Origin of the sequence: Actinoallomurus oryzae (genome assembly GCF_039541955.1) — a bacterium.
Classification (GTDB): domain Bacteria; phylum Actinomycetota; class Actinomycetes; order Streptosporangiales; family Streptosporangiaceae; genus Actinoallomurus; species Actinoallomurus oryzae.
The window spans coordinates 392,913-411,141 of sequence record NZ_BAABHF010000024.1 but is presented as its reverse complement, the minus strand read 5'-3'; the positions used below and the strand labels follow the sequence as shown (position 1 = coordinate 411,141).

The following is an 18,229-nucleotide window of genomic DNA, read 5'->3' as shown; positions in this document are numbered from 1 at the left end:
TACCGCCGACGGCCCGATGCGTGGCGGGTCCGGCCCGCGACACCGTTGGCCGCGTGATCGAAGTGAGCGAACTGACGAAGCGCTACGGCCCGAAGACGGCCGTCAACGGACTCACCTTCACGGTGCGTCCGGGTCATGTCACCGGATTCCTCGGGCCCAACGGCGCGGGCAAGAGCACCACGCTGCGGATGATCCTCGGACTGAACGAGCCGACCAGCGGTACCGCCACCGTCGCCGGCCGCCCGTTCCGGGACCGCCCGCGCGGACTCCGGCACGTCGGCGCGCTGCTCGACGCCCATGACGTGCACGGCGGCCGCACCGCGTACGCGCACCTGTCCGCGCTGGCCCGCGGCAACCGGATCCCACGGCGCAGGGTCGAGGAGGTCCTGCGGGAGGTGGGCCTGGCCGAGGCGGCGCGCCGTCGCGTCGGCGGGTTCTCACTGGGCATGAGGCAACGGCTCGGCATCGCCACCGCCTTGCTCGGCGACCCGCCCGTGCTGTTGTTCGACGAGCCGATCAACGGGCTGGACCCCGAGGGCGTGCGATGGGTGCGCGGGCTGTTCCGTCGCCTGGCCGGCGAAGGGCGGACCGTGTTCGTCTCCAGCCACCTCATGAGCGAGATGGAGCACACGGCCGACCATCTCATCGTCATCGGCCGGGGCGAGCTGATCGCCGACGAGAGCCTGGCCGAGTTCGCGGCCCGCGGTACGTCCCAGAGCGTGACCGTGCGCACTCCTGACGCAGCCTCGCTGACGGCCGTCCTGACCACCGAGGGAGCGTCCGTACGACCGGACGGGAACCAGGCGCTCACGGTCACCGGACTGAGCGCCGTCCGTATCGGCGAACTCGCCTTCCGGCACCGCGTGCTGCTGCACGAACTCGCCCCCCGTACCGCCTCTCTGGAGGAGGCGTTCATGGAACTCACCGCCGACAGCGTCGAATATCTCGCCGGAGACGCCCGATGACCGCACCGACCCTCAGCGTTCGCCCCGCCGTCGCCGAGCAGCGCGCCCGGTTCCGCGATCTCCTCGCCGCCGAGTGGACCAAGCTCTGGTCGCTCCGCTCGACCTACTGGACCCTGCTCCTCAGCGGGCTGGCCGTCATCGCGCTGAACGTGAACGCCGCCGTCGCCGACCACCACAACTGGCCGCAGTACGGCGCCGACATCCGCGCCATCTTCGTCCCGCTCTGGGCGATGCGGGACGCTTTCACGAATGTCGCCGGCCTGGTGTTCATGCTCGCCGCCGGTAGCGTCGGCGCGATCACGATCACGGGCGAGTACGGGACGGGGCTGATCCGCACGACCTTCTCGGCCGTGCCGGACCGCCGTTCGCTGGTGACGGCGAAGCTGATCGACGTGACGGTGGTCATGCTCGGCTATGGGACCGTCATCGCCGGAGCCTCCTTCTGGGCGACCCAGGCCATCCTGTCCGGCCGCCACGCCGGCATGTCGATCGGCTACCCCGGAGCGTTCCAGGCGGTCGCGGCGTCGGTGGTGCTCGCACCGGTGTGCTCGTTCATCGGCATGGGCCTCGGTGCGATCATCCGGCACGGCGCGGCGACCACGGTGATCACCACGGTGATCCTCCTGCTGCTGCCCCTCTGCTTCACCGACCACTACCGCTGGACGGCCGACATCAAGCACGCGCTGCCCGCCAGCGCCTGGCAGCGCCTGACCGACGTCGGCTACGGACGTTTCGGCTTCGTCGTGCACCGGCCGACGACGACCATCGAGGCGTGGATCGCGCTGGCCCTCTGGGCGCTCGGCGCGGCGCTCGTCGCCGTCACCGTCGTCCACCGTCGGGACGTGTGAACCATGGGCGCCACCCTCATCGTCACCAATGACTTCCCGCCGCGGATGGGCGGCATCGAGACGTTCGTTTACGAACTGGCGCGCCGGTTCCCGCCCGGCGAGGTGGTCGTCTACACCTCGCGTGAGCCGGGCGGGGAGCGGTTCGACGCCCGACTGCGGTTTCCCGTGGTGCGGGACCGGTCGCGGACGCTGCTGCCGACGCAGAAGGTGGCAGCGACGGCGGTAGCGGTCGCGGACGAACACGGATGCGACCGGGTGTGGTTCGGCGCGGCCGCGCCGCTCGGCCTGCTCGCCGGAAGGCTCGGACTCCCGTCGGTGGCCACCACGCATGGGCATGAGGTCTGGTGGGCGTCCTTGCCCGGGTCGCGGCAGGTGCTGCGCCGGATCGGCGGCCAGGTGGGCACCGTCACCTACCTGACCGGCTACACGCGTCGGCGGATCGTCCGGGCGTTCGGTCCCCGGACGCGAACGGCACGGCTGGTCCCGGGGGTGGACACTTCGGTGTTCCGCCCGGACGGCGATACCTCCGGGATCAGGGAGCGCTACGGCCTGCGGGACCGGCCCGTCATCCTCAGCGTGTCGCGGCTGGTCGCCCGCAAGGGGCAGGACCGGCTGATCCGCGCGCTGCCCCTGGTGCGCCGGACGGTGCCGGACGCGGTGCTGCTGATCGTCGGGTCCGGCCCGTACGAGGACCGGCTGCGCCGGCTCGCGGGGGAGGGGGTCGTGTTCGCCGGTCCGCAACCGCACGAGGCGCTGCCCCCGTTCTACGCGGCGGCGGACGTGTTCGCCCTGCCATGCCGGAGCCGGCTCGGCGGGCTGGAGGTCGAGGGGCTGGGAATCGTGTTCCTGGAGGCGGCCGCGGCCGGGCTTCCGGTGCTGGCAGGGGATTCGGGCGGCGCGCCCGAAGCCGTCCGGGACGGGGAGACCGGGCACGTGGTGAACGGGCGCTCGGTGCCGGCCATCGCCGACCGGCTGATCGAACTGCTCACCGCTCCCGGTGCGATGGGGGAGAAGGGCCGGGCCTGGGCCTGCGGGGAGTGGCACTGGGACCGCTCCTACGAGCGACTGCGCGACCTGCTGTCCCGCGCGGACGGCAGCTGACCGGACGGCGGACCCGGGCTCACCTCTGCGGGGCGTGGCCGGACAGGCGGCGGGTGAGCTCGGCGGACGCCTCGCGGACGCGGGCGGCGATCTCGGGCCATTCCTCCTCCGCGCGGGCGTCCCGGCGGAACGTCACCGTCATCGCGGCGGCCGGGCGGCCGACGTGGTCGAAGCTGCACGCCGCGATGCTCGCGAAGCCCTCCGTCACGTGGCCGTCCTCCACCGCCCAGCCGCGCCGGGCGTCCTCGGCCAGGAGCCGGCGCAGCTCCCGCAGCGACCGGGGGCCCGCTCCGGTCCGGTTGACCAGCTCTCCCGGGACCAGGGCCCGCACCTGCGCGGTGGGCAGGTGGGCCAGCATCACGCGGCCGCTCGCGGTCAGGTACGCCGGCATCCGCACGCCGACGTCCGTGACCAAGGTCGCGTGGTGGCGCGGCTGCTCCTTCAGCAGGTACAGCGTCTCGGCCCCGTGCAGCACGCCGAGCTGGACGATCTCGCCGAGCCGGTCGACCAGACGGACGAGGAGCGGACGGGCCAGGCGCTCCAGCGGGCCCTGGCGCAGGTAGGCCGAGCCGATCTCGAACGCCGTCACGCCGAGGCCCCACAGCCGGTCTTCGGGCAGGTACGTGACGAAGCCGTCCTCGGCCATCGCGGTGAGCAGGTGGTACGTGCTGGAGCGCGGCAGGTCCAGCGAGCGGGCGATGGCCGAGGCGGCGAGAGGCCGCGCGGAGGAGGCCAGCAGGCGGAGCACGGCCATCACCCGCCGTGCCGCCGGTACCTGTTCGCCCGCCACGTCTCCCCACCTCGGTGAACGCCGCGTCCCGCGTCCTGGGGCCGTTCCGCGGCCCTGCCACACCCTTCAGTGTCTCGTATCCGAGACAGATGCCGCCCACCCGGGGTACGGGCATCGTCCGCGGTCGCGTCCAATAGGGGTATGACGAAAATCCCCGTCGGCACCGGCCCGCTCGCCTTCGGCGACGTGGTCGCCGTCGCCCGCCACGGCGCCGAGGTCGTCCTCACCGACGAGGCGCTCAAGGCGATCGCCGAGGCCAGGGCGCACGTGGACGACCTCGCCTCCCGGCCCACGCCCGCGTACGGGATCTCCACCGGGTTCGGCGCTCTCGCGACCCGGCACATCCACGAGGAGCTGCGGGCCCGTCTCCAGGAGAACATCGTCCGCTCCCACGCCGCCGGGTCCGGGCCCGAGGTCGAGCGTGAGGTCGTGCGGGCGATGATGCTCCTGCGCCTCAGCACGCTCGCCACCGGCCGTACCGGTGTGCGGCCCGTCACGGCCGAGACCCTCGCCGCGGTGCTCAACGCGGGCATCACCCCGACCGTGCACGAGTACGGCAGCCTGGGCTGTTCCGGCGACCTCGCCCCGCTCAGCCACGTCGCCCTCGCGCTGATCGGTGAGGGCGACGTCCGCGACGCCGACGGGAACAAGACGTCGGCGAAGCAGGCCCTCGCCGAGGCCGGCATCCAGCCCCTCACCCTCGTCGCCAAGGAGGGCCTGGCCCTGCTCAACGGCACCGACGGCATGCTCGGCATGCTGGTGCTGGCCATCGAGGACCTGCGCGCCCTGCTGCGCGCCGCCGACATCGGCGCCGCGATGAGCGTCGAGGCCCAGCTCGGCACCGACCGGGTCTTCGCCCAGGATCTGCAGGAGCTGCGCCCCCACCCCGGCCAGGCCGACAGCGCCGCCAACCTCCGCCGCCTCCTGAAAGACTCGGCGATCATGGAGTCGCACCGCGGCCCGCACTGCAACCGCGTTCAGGACGCCTACTCGCTGCGCTGCTCCCCGCAGGTGCACGGCGCCGCGCGGGACACCCTCGCCCACGCCGCCCTCGTCGCCGGGCGCGAGCTGGCCTCCGCGGTCGACAACCCCGTCGTGCTGCCGGACGGCCGGGTCGAGTCCAACGGCAACTTCCACGGCGCGCCGATCGCGTACGTGCTGGACTTCCTCGCCATCCCGGTCGCCGACGTCGCGTCCATGGCCGAGCGCCGTACCGACCGGATGCTGGACGTGTCCCGCTCGCACGGGCTCCCGGCGTTCCTGGCCGACGACCCGGGCGTCGACTCCGGCTACATGATCGCCCAGTACACCCAGGCCGCCGTCGTGAACGAGCTCAAGCGGCTCGCCACGCCCGCCAGCGTCGACTCGATCCCCAGCTCGGCCATGCAGGAGGACCACGTCTCCATGGGCTGGGGCGGGGCCCGCAAGCTGCGCCGCGCCGTCGACGGCCTCACGCGGGTCGTCGCGATCGAGATCATGACCGCCGCCCGCGCCCTCGACCTGCGGGCGCCGCTGCGGCCCGGCCCGGCGACCGCCGCCGTCGTCGCCGCCCTCCGTACGGGCGTCCCCGGGCCCGGCCCGGACCGCCACGTCGCCCCCGAGATCGCCGCCGCCGTCGACCTGGTCCGCGACGGCTCGCTCGTCACCGCCGCCGAGTCCGTCGTCGGCCCCCTCGCGTAAAGGAGAGAACGCCATGGGTCCCCGTCCCGTACGCGCGCCGCGCGGCACGACACTGAGCGCCAAGGGCTGGCAGCAGGAGGCCGCCCTGCGGATGCTCATGAACAACCTCGACCCCGAGGTCGCCGAGCACCCCGACGAGCTGATCGTGTACGGCGGCTCGGGCCGCGCGGCACGCTCGTGGGACGCCTTCGACGCGATGGTCCGCGCCCTGCGCGACCTGGAGGCCGACGAGACCCTCATGGTCCAGTCGGGCAAGCCGGTCGGCGTCTTCCGTACGCACGAGTGGGCGCCGCGGGTGCTCATCGCCAACTCCAACCTCGTGCCGCAGTGGGCGACCTGGGAGGAGTTCCGGCGGCTGGAGTCGCTCGGGCTCACCATGTACGGGCAGATGACCGCCGGCTCGTGGATCTACATCGGCACGCAGGGCATTCTTCAGGGCACGTACGAGACGTTCGCGGCGGTGGCGGCCAAGAGGTTCGGCGGCACCCTGGCCGGGACGATCACGCTGACCGCCGGGCTCGGCGGCATGGGCGGCGCCCAGCCCCTCGCGGTGACGATGAACGGCGGCGTCGCGATCTGCGTCGAGTGCGACCCCTCGCGCATCGACCGCCGGGTCGAGCACCGCTACTGCGACGTGCGCGCGGACAGCGTCGAGGAGGCGCTGCGCCTGGCCGTCGAGGCGCGCGACGCGCGGCGGCCCCTGTCGATCGGCCTGCTCGGCAACGCCGCCGACATCGTGCCGTCGCTGCTCGCCGACGGCGCGCCCATCGACGTCGTCACCGACCAGACCTCCGCGCACGACCCGCTGACGTACCTGCCGCGCGGGGTGGCGTTCGAGGACATGGCCGCCGAACGCGCCAAGGACCCCGACGGCTTCATCACCCGGGCCCGCGAGTCGATGGCCGCGCACGTCGAGGCCATGGTCGGCTTCCAGGACGCGGGCGCGGAGGTCTTCGACTACGGCAACTCCATCCGGGGCGAGGCGCAGCTCGCCGGCTACACCCGTGCCTTCGACTTCCCCGGGTTCGTGCCCGCCTACATCCGGCCGCTGTTCTGCGAGGGCAAGGGCCCGTTCCGCTGGGCCGCGCTGTCCGGTGACCCGAAGGACATCGCCCGCACGGACAAGGCGATCCTCGACCTGTTCCCGGAGAACGAGCAGCTCGCCCGCTGGATCCGGATGGCGGGGGAGAAGGTGCACTTCCAGGGGCTGCCCGCGCGGATCTGCTGGCTCGGGTACGGCGAGCGGGACCGGGCCGGGCTGGAGTTCAACAAGCTCGTGGAGAGCGGCGAGATCAGCGCCCCGATCGTGATCGGCCGCGACCACCTCGACTCGGGCAGCGTCGCCTCGCCGTACCGCGAGACGGAGGGCATGGCCGACGGCTCGGACGCGATCGCCGACTGGCCGCTGCTGAACGCCCTGGTCAACGCCTCCTCGGGTGCCTCCTGGGTGTCGATCCACCACGGCGGCGGGGTCGGCATCGGCCGGTCGATCCACGCGGGCCAGGTCACGGTCGCCGACGGCACGCCGCTCGCCGCGCAGAAGCTGGAGCGCGTCCTCACCAACGACCCGGGCATGGGAGTCATTCGCCACGTCGACGCCGGCTACGACCGCGCGGCCGAAGTGGCCGCCGAGCGCGGCGTACGGGTCCCGATGCGCGAGGCTTGAGCTATGGCATTCGAGGAGATGTGGGAGACGTTGCGCCCGATCGGGCGGGCCGGGAGCGGTGGCTACCGGCGGTTCTCCTGGACGGCGGCGGACCGGGAGTGCCGTGCCTGGTTCGTCGAGGAGGCGCGGTCGCGCGGACTGGCGGTCGAGCGCGACCGCAACGGCAACCTGTTCGCCTGGTGGGACGTGGAGAAGAACGCCGATGCGAGCGTCGGCGGCCTGCTCGCCAGCGCGGCGAGCCTCGCCGCGGACGCGATGGCGGGCGACGTCCACGGGGAGCCGGTGACCGGGCGCCGCGACGCCGTGCTGACCGGCAGCCACCTGGACTCGGTGCCGGACGGCGGCGCCTACGACGGGCCGCTGGGCGTCGTCTCGGCACTCGCCGCGATCGACCTGCTGCGGGAGCGGGGCGCGAAGCCGCGCCGCCCGCTCGGCGTGGCCGTCTTCGCCGAGGAGGAGGGCGCCCGCTTCGGCGTCGCCTGCCTGGGATCACGGCTCGCCACCGGGGCGATCGACCCGGCACGCGCCCGCGACCTGCGCGACGCCGACGGCGTGACCTGGGGCGAGGCCATGGCCGCCGAAGGGTACGACCCCGAGGCGATCGGCCCCGACACGCAGCTGCTGTCGCTGGCCTGCTTCATCGAGCTGCACGTCGAACAGGGCCGGGCGCTGACGGCACCGGTCGGGCTGGCGAGCGCGATCTGGCCGCACGGGCGGTGGCGCTTCGACTTCACCGGGGCGGGCGACCACGCGGGCACGACCCGGCTCGCCGACCGCCGCGACCCGATGTTGCCGTTCGCCCGTACGGTGCTCGCCGCCCGCGAGGCCGCGATGCGGCACGACGCCGTCGCGACCATGGGAAAGGTTCGGGTGACGCCGAACGGGGTCAACGCGATCCCGTCGTCGGTGGCGGCCTGGCTCGACGCCCGCGCCCCGTCCGAGGAGGCCGTGCGCGCGACCGTCGCGGACGTGCGGGCGGCGGCGGAGGACGCCGCCGGGCGGGACCGCGTCGAGGTGTCGCTGAGCGAGGAGTCCTACACCGAGGTGGTGGACTTCCACGCCGAACTGCGCGACCGGCTGGCCAAGGCGCTCGGCGACCCGCCGGTGCTGCCGACCGGCGCCGGGCACGACGCCGGAATCCTGTCCGCGCACGTGCCGGCCGCGATGCTGTTCGTCCGCAACCCGACCGGCGTCTCCCACGCGCCGGCCGAGCACGCCGAGCCCGCGGACTGCCTGGCGGGAGTGGAGGCGCTCGCGGACGTGCTGGACGAGCTGGCGTGCCGGTGAGGTACCACGCCGAGCACGCGTGGCTGGACGGCGCGGTCGTCGCGGACGTGCTCTTGGAGGTCGACGGGGCGCGCTTCACGTCGGTCGCCTCCGGCGTGCCCGCGCCCCCGGACGCCGTACGCCTGGCCGGGCTCACGCTGCCGGGGCTGGCGAACGCGCACTCGCACGCGTTCCACCGGGCCCTGCGGGGCCGCGTGCAGGCGTCGCGGGGCACCTTCTGGACCTGGCGTTCGCAGATGTACACGGTGGCCGCGCGCCTGGACCCGGACACCTACTTCGCCCTGGCCCGCGCGGTGTACGCGGAGATGGCGCTCGCCGGGATCAGCTGCGTGGGCGAGTTCCACTACCTCCACCACGGGCCGGGTGGGGTGCCGTACCGGGACGCCAACGCCATGTCAGAGGCGCTGCTGGCCGCCGCCGAGGAGGCGGGGGTACGCATCACGCTGCTCGACGCGTGCTACCTGACCGGCGGCATCGGGGATCCGCTGCTCGGGCCGCAGCTGCGGTTCGGCGACGGCACGGCGTCGGCGTGGGCGTCCCGCGTGTCGGGGCTGCGGCCGGGCGAGCACGCGCGGGTCGGCGCCGCGATCCACTCCGTACGCGCCGTTCCGCGCCGCGAGCTGGGCGAGGTCGCCGTGTGGGCCGGCTCGCGATCGGCGCCGCTCCACGTGCACCTGTCGGAACAGCCGGCCGAGAACGCCGCGTGCCTGGAGGCCTACGGCCGGACGCCGGCGGCCCTGCTCGCCGAGAGCGGCGCGCTGGGGCCGCGGACGGTGGCCGTGCACGCGACCCACCTGACCGCCTCGGACGTCACGCTGCTGGGCGGCGCGCGCACGGGCGTGTGCATGTGCCCGACGACCGAACGCGACCTGGCCGACGGCATCGGCCCGGCCCGCACCCTGACCGACGCCGGCTCGCCGCTGTCACTGGGCTCGGACCAGCACGCGGTGATCGACCTGTTCGAGGAGGCGCGGGCGGTCGAGCTGGACGAGCGGCTGCGCACCCAACAGCGAGGTCACTGGACCGCCGCGGAGCTCCTGACCGCCGCCACGGCGGACGGCCACGCCGCCCTGGGCTGGCCGGAGGCGGGCCGCCTCGCCCCGGGCGCGTACGCGGACCTGGTCACGGTGACCCGCGACTCGGTACGCCTGGCGGGCGCGGCCCCGGACCACCTGGCCGAGTCCGTGGTCTTCGCCGCGTCTCCCGCCGACGTACGGCACGTGGTGATCTCCGGCCGCGAGGTCGTCCGCGACGGCCACCACCTCCTCGTGGACGACGTCCCCGCCGCGCTCACCGAGTCGATCGCCGCCGTGACGCCTTAGGGCTACCGGCAAATGGGGCGGGTGGGTCGTGTCTTAACAGACTGCAGGCACGGAATCTAATGATCATGGTCTGGCTGCAGTCCGTGATCTTCGAGGTGTTCCGTGCCTGCGGTGCCATCAAGCCTGCTTGAGCATGAAAGGGAGCCCGCCGACCCCAAAACGTCATGCCGCCCGCTCAGCGAACTAACCAGCAGGGTCGGCGGTGTGGTGGCGTTTGTTCCCCGAAAGGAGGCCGTCGATACCATCGAGAATCAGGGTTAGGCCGAAAGTCACATCACTGTCGTCGATATCGTCTGAATATTCGTTGCCCATCATCAAGGCCGCAACAATAGGATATCCATGCTCGTGCAGCAAAGGCAGCAGGAAATCCTGCACAGCGGTTGATTCCACGGAGCCCGCGCTGCTCTGCCTGAGGTCGCGGCGCATGCCGGCTATCCGGCGCGCGTACAAATCGAGCAGCAACGCGCACTGAATTGCCTCCTTGGGGCTGAGTCCGGCGCCGGTAAAGGACTCCAGAATGACCTCCGTCCAGCGCAGCAGGTTCGGCGTGACCGGCGCACCCCGGACGGGCAGGTCCACCAGCCAGGGATGGACATCGCACCGGTCGATCATCGCCCGGGTCCAGGTTGTCGCTGCGGTTCGCCAGCGGCCGGCGCCGGACACCAGATCCGGTGCGGGGCCCCACCCGGTCTCGGCGACCAGCACCAGCAGCTCATCCTTGGATCTGACATATCGGTAGATCGCGTTGGCCGTGAGCCCGAGTTTCTTGGCGAGCTTCGGCATCGACAACGCCGCGAAGCCATCCGCGTCGGCTAGCTCGATGGCCGCCTCGACGACCTGCTCGACGCTTTGAGATGGCGTCCGCCCGAGCTTGCTCGTCTTGGCGGGCAGGCCCCAGGCGAGGGCCAACCCCGGTGGCAGCTCCTGCGGATCAACGCCAGTCGACATCAGTAGATCGTCCTCACAAATCTCGCCGAACGCTTGACTTCGTGTGACCCATACACTTTTATTCGTGTGCACCTTACACAAACAGGATCGGGATGTGAACCCTTGAGACAGCTCGTTCAGAGCCCAACAACAGGCCGCGGCCGGTCGCGGGCCACCATGCCAGGTCACCTGCGGACCCTACTCGCCGCAGCGGTGCTCTTCGGCTCCTCGGCGTGTGCCGTGACGGCCGGCGCCGCGTCGGCGAACCATGCCGAGACGAGCCACGATTACTCCACTGTTGTCTCAACCGACGCCGGCGCCGTGCGCGGCACGCTCACCGCGAGCGCGCGAGTGTTCCAGGGAGTCCCGTACGCGGCCCCACCTACCGGGCCGCTGCGCTGGGCCTCCCCCCGTCGTGCCGCATCATGGCCGGGAATCAGGGATGCGACCAGGCCCGGCAACCGGTGCGCGCAGGCGGAGGGATTGATCGACAAGGCCAGCAATACCGAGGACTGCCTCTACCTCAACGTCGCAACGCCCCGCCACGGCAGCGCTCGCAAACTCCCCGTGATGGTGTGGATCCACGGCAACGGCTTCATCAACGGCGCCGGCAGCCTCTATGACGCACAGCACCTGGCGGACACGGGCAACGTGATCGTGGTGTCACCCAATTACCGCATGGGAATCTTCGGATTCCTTGCACATCCCGCTCTCGATCACGGTGCGGCCCGGCATCTCTCGGGCAACTTCGGACTCGAGGACCAGCAGGCTGCGCTGCGATGGGTCCAGCGTAACGCTGCAGCATTCGGGGGTGATCGGGCAAACGTCACCATATTTGGCGAGTCGGCCGGAGGTACAAGTGTCTGCTCCCATCTGGTGGCGCCCGGCTCGGCAGGGCTCTTCCAGAAGGCGGTCCTGCAGAGCGCGCAATGCACTGGGGAGAAATGGTCACCGGGTCCGCCGACCTGGTTCCCGCTTCCGCGCACGGAGCGTGAGCAGCACGGACTCGAAGTCGCCTCTGAACTCGGCTGTTCCAATGTCCGTACGGCGGCAGCATGCCTGCGTGCCAAACCAGTGGAGGAACTCGCCAAGTGGTCCGACGTCGGCGTCGGATCCGGGCCTACGGTCGGTGGCGGCGTGCTTCCCCTCAGCCCGCAAAAGGCATTCACCGCAGGCCGTTTCCATCACGTGCCGATCATCGAAGGAACCACGCGCGATGAACATCGCCTCTTCACCGCCGCCATCGAGACCGCGACCGGCAAGCAGACGACCGATGCCAGCTACCAGGATGAAATCCACACACTCTTCGGGCCGGCCGACGCCGCGCGGATCCTGGCTCGATACCCCAGCGATCATTTCCACTCCGCCGGTGAGGCGTTGTCCACCGTCGTGACCGACTGGGCATGGGGGTGCCCCGTTCTTGATCGAGACCGCGCGCTATCCGCACACGTTCCCGTCTACGCTTATGAATTCAGCGATGAGAATGCCCCATGGTTCACCACCCTCCCGAAGCCGAATTTTCCCACCGGCGCATTTCATGGCGGCGAACTGCAGTACCTCTTCAACGATGACCAGCTTCCCGGCCCGGCGACAACCGCGCAACGCCGGCTCTCGAATCAGATGATGCGTTACTGGAGCCAATTCGCACATACGGGAAACCCGAACGGTCATGGTCGGCCGAAATGGTCGCCATTCCAAGCGGGCGAGCACGTCCAATCGCTCGCGCCGGGCGCGATCGGGTCGGCAGATCTCGCTCAGGAACACCAGTGCACCTTCTGGGCGTCAATTCGGTAACTGATCGCGTGATGCGACCCGCGCACGCGGGGATGGTCCTGGCGAACCGTTAACCGCTCCCAGCGTCCAGCAGTGCTCCCCGTACGCGTGCGGGGAGCACCGACGGGCACGGCGCCGTCCTGCAAGGGCTACCAGCCAATGGGCCATGTGGGTCGTGTCGTAACAGACTGCAGGCACGGAATCCGATGATCATGGTTTTGCGCGTGGACGGCTGCATCACCGAAGCGCCGTGCGGAGGCGAGAAGGCCGGGCCTTCCCCAGTCGATCGACGCAAGGGCGGTCTGAAACGGTCAGTGTGCGTGGAGGGCTACGGGATTCCCCTCGGCCTGGCGTCGGCAGGCGCCGACCGCCACGACTCCCCGCTGCTGGAACCGACGCTGCGGGCCGCAACGGTACAGGCTGGACCGCTGCCCGCAGATGTCACCGCGCACCTGGACGCCGCCTATGACTCAGGCCTCACCCGGCAGCTACTTGACGATCTCGGTGTGGAGAGCGAGATCGCACGCAAAGGCACACCTTCGCCGATCCAGGTCGGCAAGCGGTGGGTGGTCGAACGCACGAACTCATGGATGAACGGATACGGCAAGCTCCGCCGGATGACAGACAAGGACGGCCAGGCCGTCGATTTCTATCTCTACCTCGCCGCCGCGCTCGTCACCGTACGTCAGCTCATCCAACGAGCACGCACCCGCTACCGATGGGACACCCGGCCCACCACCCGACGCCTCAAGTGATCTCAATTGCCGGTCGTTCTTAGCCGCGCATACCCGCGAATCGCCCATGTCAGAATCAGCGGGTGCAGATCGGGATGCTGGGGCCGTTCGAGGTTCGCGCGGACGACGGTGACCCGGCCGACGTGCCGGGCGCGCGGCTGCGCGGGCTGTTGGTCGCCCTCGCGCTCAGGCCGGGTCACGTGGTCCCGAAGGCGACGCTCGTCGACTGGATCTGGGGTGAGCACCCGCCCGCCGACGCGACGAACGCCCTGCAACGCCTGGTCTCCCGGCTGCGGAAGGCGCTGCCGGAAGGATCGGTCGAGGGACGGACGGACGGCTACCGGCTGACGGTGGAGCCCGACGCCGTCGACGCGGTGCGGTTCGAACGCCTCCTCGGCCGGGCCCGCGATGGCGAGGACCCGGGGCGGGTACGGCTGCTGCGCGAGGCCCTCGCACTGTGGCGCGGTGCGGCCATGCAGGACGTCGGTCTGCCGGACAGCGCGGCGTTCGACGCGGCGGTCACCCGGCTCGAGGGGCTACGCCTGACCGCCATGGAGGATCGGTTCGACGCGGAGGTCGGCCTCGGCCACGGCGCGGAGCTGGTCACGGAGCTGACCGACCTGGTGGCCGCGCATCCGGTGCGAGAACGGCTCGCCGCCGCGCTGATGCGTGCCCTCGCCGCGGCCGGCCGCGACACCGACGCGCTGCTCGTGTACCAGCGCACGAGAGAGGCCCTGGCCGACGCGCTGGGCGTCGACCCCTCCCCGGAGCTGTCCGCACTGCACGTCGCGCTGCTGCGGGGCGAACTGGGGCGGCGGGAGGAGACCCGGAACACCAACCTGCGTGCCGAGCTGACCAGCTTCGTCGGCAAGGGCGACGATGTCGCTGCGGTCCGCGAGCTCATCGCCGAGCATCGGCTCACCACCCTGATCGGGCCGGGCGGCGCGGGGAAGACCAGACTGGCCACGGAGACCGCGCGCACGCTGCTCGCCGATCTGCCGGACGGGGCCTGGCTGGTCGAACTCGCGGCCGTCGGCGCCGACAGTGATACGGGGGGTGGGCCCGAAGGGCAGGGGGGTGGGAAGAGCGACGCGGGTGGGCCCGAAGGGCAGGGCAGCGGGGAGAACGTCGCGCAGGCGACGCTCGCCGCGCTCAGACTGCGCGACGCGCTGCTCGGCGAGGCACCGGACGCGGAGCCGACGAATCGGGTCATCGCCGCGGTCCGCGAGCGGGCGATGCTGCTGATCCTGGACAACTGCGAGCACGTGATCGAGTCCGCGGCGACATTCGCCCATCGAGTACTCGGAGAGTGCCGGCGGCTGCGCATCCTCGCCACGAGCAGGGAACCCCTCGGCATCACCGGTGAGGCACTGTGGCGGGTCGCTCCGCTGGCCCTGCCGGCCGGCGACGCGGGCCCGGGCGAGATCGAGTCCGCCCCGGCCATCCGGCTGCTGCGGGACCGGGCCGGCGCGGTGCGCAAGGACCTCGCGACCGACGTCCGCACATCGTCGACCCTGGCGCGCGTCTGCCGGGCGCTGGACGGGATGCCACTGGCGATCGAACTCGCCGCGGCCAGGTTGCGCACCATGTCCCTCGATCAGCTCGCCGACCGGCTCGACGACCGGTTCCGTCTGCTGACCGGCGGCAGCCGTACCGCGCTGCCGCGGCACCGGACGCTGCGTGCGGTGATCGACTGGAGCTGGGAACTGCTCACCGACGCCGAACGGATGGTCCTGCGCAGGCTCTCGGTGTTCTCGGGCGGGGCGAGTCTCGAAGCCGCCGAACGTGTCTGCGCGAGCACGGGGGGTGGGCCCGAAGGGCAGGGGGGTGGGAAGAACGTCGCGGGTGGGCCCGAAGGGCAGGGGGGCGGGAAGGACACAGCGGTCGAGGCGGGACAGGTGCTGGAGCTGCTGACCGCGCTGACCGAGAAATCGCTGGTGGTCACCGAGACCGAGGGGGCGCCACGCTACCGGATGCTCGGCACGATCAAGGAGTACGCCGAGCAGCGTCTCGCGGAGGCGGGGGAAGCGGATCTGGCGCGTCGTGCGCATCTGGCATACTTCACCGAATTCGCCGAAATCGCGGAGCCGCGCCTTCGCCGTGCCGAGCAGTTGGAATGGCTCGCCACCTTGGAGGCCGAGCACGACAACATCGGTGCCGCGATGCGCGGTGCGCTCGCGGCCGGCGAGGCGGACGGGGCGATGCGGCTCGCCGCGGCCGCCGGCTGGTACTGGTGGCTCGGCGGGCACAAGGCCGAGGGCAACGAGCTGATCCTGGCGGCCATCAGCCTGCCCGGCGACGTGGCCGATGAGATCCGGGCCGTGGTGTACGCGCTCGCCACGGGGTTCATGACCTCCGGGCGGGAGAGCGACCAGTACCAGGCGGAGGAGTGGATCCATGAGGTGCACGAGATCGACCAGCGTGTCCGGATCCGTCACCCGGCGGTCGGGCTGGTCGCCGCACTGGAACGCCTGCTGCGAGCGCCGGACGCGTACCTGTCCGCGTGGGAACCGCTGCTCGCCGCCGAGGACCCCTGGGCGCGCGCGCTCGCCCGGCTGCAGCTCGGCAAGATGCGGATCATGCTCGGCGACGGCGACCGGGACGCGGACGCCTCACTCGAGGCGGCGCTCACCGAGTTCCGCGCGCTGGGCGACCGCTGGGGGATCTCGCTCGCCCTGACCGAGCTGGCGGATCGGATCGCCGTGCGCGGGGAGTTCGCCGGTGCGTGCGAGCACTACGAACAGGCGATCACGGTCGTCACCGAGGCCGGTGCCATCGAGGACGTCGTACGGATGTGGTCACGGCAGGCCCAGTTGTACTGGCTGTCGGGAGACGAGGAGTCCAGCGCGGCCGCCATGGCGGAAGCGCAGCGGTCCGCGGAACGGGTCGCCTGGCCGGGGGCGCTGACCGAGCTGGCCCTGTCGAAGGCGGGGCTCGCCCGCTGGAGGGGCGACGCCGAGCAGGCGAGGCGGCAACTCGACGTCGCGACGGCCATGCTGGGCGACGCCGTCGAGCGGGCATCGGTCCGGGCGATGGCACACGACCTGCTCGGCTACCTCGCCGCGGATCTCGGCGAGGCCCGTGAACACCGCGTCGCGGCCTTCCAGGCGGTGTCCGAGGTGGGGAGTTCGGCCCTCATGATCGCCCAGGTGCTCGTCGGGATCGCGGATCTGGCGTTGCGTCAGGAACAGTACGAGCAGGCCGCGCGGCTGCTCGCGGCGAGCACCGGCGTGCGTGGTCTGCCGGACCGTTCCCACCCGGATGCGGCCCGGATCGAGCAGGTCGCGCGGCGTCGCCTCGGTGAGGTGCGGTTCACCGAGGCGACGCGGGAGGGGGCGCGGGCGAGCTGGCGTGAGCTGGTCGCCGTCACGCTCGCTTGCTGAACGTGGAACGCGCCCACAGGTACCCGACGAGACCGATGCCGACGCACCAGGCGAGCGCGGCGATCAGGTCGCTCGTGTCCGGCGCACCGGCCAGCAGCCCGCGCAGGGTTTCGATGATCGGCGTGAAGGGCTGGTACTCCGCGAACTGCCGCAAACCCTGCCCCATCTTCTCCGCCGGGACGATCGCGCTGCTGAAGAACGGGAGCATGACCAGCGGCACTGAGGCCAGACCCGCCGTTTCCGGGGACTTGGCCGCCAATCCCAGGGCGACCGTGAGCCAGCCGGCCGCGAAACCGAGCAGCACGACGATGCCGACCACGCCGAGCCAGTCGAGGAAGCTCGCCGACGGGCTGAAGCCCAGCAGGAAGGCGACTCCGGTGAGCGCCGCGATGGCGAGCAGGTTGGTCAGCAGGCTCGCGATGACGTGACCGGTCAACACCGCGCTGCGCGAGACGTCCATGACCTTGAACCGGTTGATGATGCCCTTGGTCATGTCGGAGTTCACCGACGTGGCCACGGACCCCAGCCCGTAGCAGACGGCCAGCAGCATCAGGCCCGGCGTCGCGTAGTCGACGTAGTCGACACCGACGCTGAAGGCGTCACCGAGCATGTACACGAACATCAACATGACCACGATCGGCATCAGGACCGCGTTGAACACCGTCATCGGGTTCCGGGCGATGTGTTTGAAGTTGCGGCGCAACATCACCATCGAATGGGACATCATTTCGCGACCACCTCCGTGGCGTGGCCCGTCAGGGCGAGGAAAACGTCATCGAGGTCCGGTGTCTGGACGGAGAACTCCTCGGCGCTGACCGAGTACTCGTCGAGCCTGTCCAGCAGAGCCCGCAACGACCGCGTGCCACCGTCGCCGGGAACCCGCAGGGTCAGTGCCTCGTCGTCCCGCGTGGAGCCGGGGAGGATCCGCGCGGCGGCGTCGAGTTCCGCCGCGGTGGTGAACCGGAGCCGGACGTGGGTCCCGGGGATCTGGCGCTTGAGCTCGCCGGGAGTGCCCTGAGCGACCAGGCGGCCCTGGTCGAGCACCGCGACCGAGTCGGCGAGCTGGTCGGCTTCGTCGAGGTACTGGGTGGTGAGGAAGATGGTCACGCCATCGGCCACCAGCTCGCGGATGATCGACCACATCGTGCGGCGGCTGCGCGGATCGAGGCCCGTCGTCGGCTCGTCCAGGAAGATGATCTGCGGGTCGCCGACGAGCGTCATCGCCAGGTCGAGCTTCCGGCGCATGCCGCCGGAGTAGGTCGACGCGGGCTTGTTCGCCGATTCGACGAGGTCGAAGCGCTCCAGCAGCCCGGTGACGACGCGCCTGCCGTCCTTGGCACGCACCGGGCTCAGATCCACCATCAGCTGGAGGTTCTCCTGCCCCGTCAGCAGCTCGTCCACCGCCGCGAACTGACCGGTGACCCCGATGGCGCGGCGCACCGCCTTGGCCTCGGTCGCGACGTCGTGTCCGGCGACGCGGGCCGTTCCGCCGTCGGCCTTGATCAACGTGGTCAGCACGTTCACCGTCGTCGTCTTACCGGCCCCGTTCGGACCGAGCAGGGAGAAGACCGTGCCCGCGCGGACATCGAAATCGACACCGTCGAGGACGATCTTGTCCCCGTACGCCTTCCGCAGCCCGGAGACTGCGATCGCTGAACTACTCATGCGACCACCATCGGCGCGCGGCCTGTCACGCCCCTGTCACGCCTCTGACACGGCCACTGTCACGACCACTGTCGCGGCGCTCCATCGT

General features: G+C 71.4%; 13 protein-coding genes and 1 pseudogene. 10 read left to right on the top strand and 4 right to left on the bottom strand.

All coding sequences use genetic code 11. From position 1 onward, the window contains the following. Positions 1-53 precede the first annotated feature (53 nt). The 3 genes from ABEA10_RS23010 to ABEA10_RS23000 are packed head-to-tail and all read left to right on the top strand — an operon-like array spanning position 54 to position 2,914. Positions 54-965 carry an ABC transporter ATP-binding protein gene (locus ABEA10_RS23010; protein WP_345467112.1) on the top strand — a complete coding sequence of 304 codons (912 nt, stop codon included), beginning with the start codon at positions 54-56 and terminating at the stop codon, positions 963-965. After that, positions 962-1,813 (top strand): hypothetical protein, encoded by an 852-nt coding sequence (locus ABEA10_RS23005; RefSeq protein ID WP_345467110.1) that lies wholly within the window; start codon positions 962-964, stop codon positions 1,811-1,813. The genes ABEA10_RS23010 and ABEA10_RS23005 overlap by 4 nt, the downstream gene beginning before the upstream one ends. Before the next feature lie 3 nt (positions 1,814-1,816). Then, positions 1,817-2,914: a glycosyltransferase family 4 protein gene (locus ABEA10_RS23000; protein ID WP_345467107.1), complete on the top strand. Its 1,098-nt coding sequence runs from the start codon at positions 1,817-1,819 to the stop codon at positions 2,912-2,914. A 19-nt stretch (positions 2,915-2,933) separates the two neighbouring features. Here the strand turns inward: ABEA10_RS23000 and ABEA10_RS22995 are convergent, their stop codons facing one another. After that, entirely contained in the window at positions 2,934-3,668 is a 735-nt protein-coding gene (locus ABEA10_RS22995; protein ID WP_345467404.1) for an IclR family transcriptional regulator, read from the bottom strand. A gap of 177 nt (positions 3,669-3,845) precedes the next feature. Here ABEA10_RS22995 and hutH point away from each other — a divergent pair, with 177 nt between their 5' ends. From hutH to ABEA10_RS22975, 4 genes are read left to right on the top strand one after another with little or no spacing between them, the layout of a single operon-like run. Next, positions 3,846-5,384 (top strand): histidine ammonia-lyase, encoded by a 1,539-nt coding sequence (gene hutH / locus ABEA10_RS22990; RefSeq protein ID WP_345467104.1) that lies wholly within the window; start codon positions 3,846-3,848, stop codon positions 5,382-5,384. Between the two features lie 13 nt (positions 5,385-5,397). Then, positions 5,398-7,050: a urocanate hydratase gene (gene hutU, locus ABEA10_RS22985; protein ID WP_345467101.1), complete on the top strand. Its 1,653-nt coding sequence runs from the start codon at positions 5,398-5,400 to the stop codon at positions 7,048-7,050. A 3-nt stretch (positions 7,051-7,053) separates the two neighbouring features. After that, complete coding sequence (locus ABEA10_RS22980; RefSeq protein WP_345467098.1) at positions 7,054-8,337, top strand: allantoate amidohydrolase; 1,284 nt, start codon at positions 7,054-7,056, stop codon at positions 8,335-8,337. After that, positions 8,334-9,659, top strand: a complete 1,326-nt coding sequence (locus ABEA10_RS22975) for a formimidoylglutamate deiminase (protein WP_345467401.1) — start codon at positions 8,334-8,336, stop codon at positions 9,657-9,659. The genes ABEA10_RS22980 and ABEA10_RS22975 overlap by 4 nt, the downstream gene beginning before the upstream one ends. A 183-nt stretch (positions 9,660-9,842) precedes the next feature. Here the strand turns inward: ABEA10_RS22975 and ABEA10_RS22970 are convergent, their stop codons facing one another. Continuing rightward, positions 9,843-10,607, bottom strand: coding sequence for a TetR/AcrR family transcriptional regulator (locus ABEA10_RS22970; protein ID WP_345467096.1), 765 nt, complete (start codon positions 10,605-10,607; stop codon positions 9,843-9,845). Between the two features lie 156 nt (positions 10,608-10,763). Between ABEA10_RS22970 and ABEA10_RS22965 the strand changes: the two genes are divergently transcribed. From ABEA10_RS22965 to ABEA10_RS22955, 3 genes and pseudogenes are all read left to right on the top strand, one after another. Further along, positions 10,764-12,380: a carboxylesterase/lipase family protein gene (locus ABEA10_RS22965; RefSeq protein WP_345467398.1), complete on the top strand. Its 1,617-nt coding sequence runs from the start codon at positions 10,764-10,766 to the stop codon at positions 12,378-12,380. 197 nt (positions 12,381-12,577) lie between these two features. Continuing rightward, positions 12,578-13,114, top strand: a pseudogene (locus ABEA10_RS22960) (transposase family protein); the annotation flags it as partial. Positions 13,115-13,176: 62 nt separating this feature from the next. After that, complete coding sequence (locus tag ABEA10_RS22955; protein ID WP_345467094.1) at positions 13,177-16,476, top strand: AfsR/SARP family transcriptional regulator; 3,300 nt, start codon at positions 13,177-13,179, stop codon at positions 16,474-16,476. Here the strand turns inward: ABEA10_RS22955 and ABEA10_RS22950 are convergent. Together ABEA10_RS22950 and ABEA10_RS22945 are read right to left on the bottom strand one after the other, a co-directional pair. Then, positions 16,460-17,203, bottom strand: coding sequence for an ABC transporter permease (locus tag ABEA10_RS22950; protein WP_329256030.1), 744 nt, complete (start codon positions 17,201-17,203; stop codon positions 16,460-16,462). The genes ABEA10_RS22955 and ABEA10_RS22950 overlap by 17 nt on opposite strands. Further along, positions 17,200-18,141, bottom strand: a complete 942-nt coding sequence (locus ABEA10_RS22945) for an ATP-binding cassette domain-containing protein (RefSeq protein WP_345467090.1) — start codon at positions 18,139-18,141, stop codon at positions 17,200-17,202. Before ABEA10_RS22945 ends, ABEA10_RS22950 begins: the two co-directional genes overlap by 4 nt. Positions 18,142-18,229: the final 88 nt, after the last annotated feature.

What these genes read in the sequence shown, in the direction of transcription:
- ABEA10_RS23000 (WP_345467107.1), top strand. Translation starts at nt 1,817, where the DNA reads ATGGGCGCCACCCTCATCGTCACCAATGACTTCCCGCCGCGGATGGGC.
- ABEA10_RS22945 (WP_345467090.1), bottom strand. Translation starts at nt 18,141, where the DNA reads ATGAGTAGTTCAGCGATCGCAGTCTCCGGGCTGCGGAAGGCGTACGGG.
- ABEA10_RS22950 (WP_329256030.1), bottom strand. Translation starts at nt 17,203, where the DNA reads ATGATGTCCCATTCGATGGTGATGTTGCGCCGCAACTTCAAACACATC.
- ABEA10_RS22980 (WP_345467098.1), top strand. Translation starts at nt 7,054, where the DNA reads ATGGCATTCGAGGAGATGTGGGAGACGTTGCGCCCGATCGGGCGGGCC.
- ABEA10_RS22965 (WP_345467398.1), top strand. Translation starts at nt 10,764, where the DNA reads ATGCCAGGTCACCTGCGGACCCTACTCGCCGCAGCGGTGCTCTTCGGC.
- hutU (WP_345467101.1), top strand. Translation starts at nt 5,398, where the DNA reads ATGGGTCCCCGTCCCGTACGCGCGCCGCGCGGCACGACACTGAGCGCC.
- ABEA10_RS22995 (WP_345467404.1), bottom strand. Translation starts at nt 3,668, where the DNA reads ATGGCCGTGCTCCGCCTGCTGGCCTCCTCCGCGCGGCCTCTCGCCGCC.
- ABEA10_RS22970 (WP_345467096.1), bottom strand. Translation starts at nt 10,607, where the DNA reads ATGTCGACTGGCGTTGATCCGCAGGAGCTGCCACCGGGGTTGGCCCTC.
- hutH (WP_345467104.1), top strand. Translation starts at nt 3,846, where the DNA reads ATGACGAAAATCCCCGTCGGCACCGGCCCGCTCGCCTTCGGCGACGTG.
- ABEA10_RS23005 (WP_345467110.1), top strand. Translation starts at nt 962, where the DNA reads ATGACCGCACCGACCCTCAGCGTTCGCCCCGCCGTCGCCGAGCAGCGC.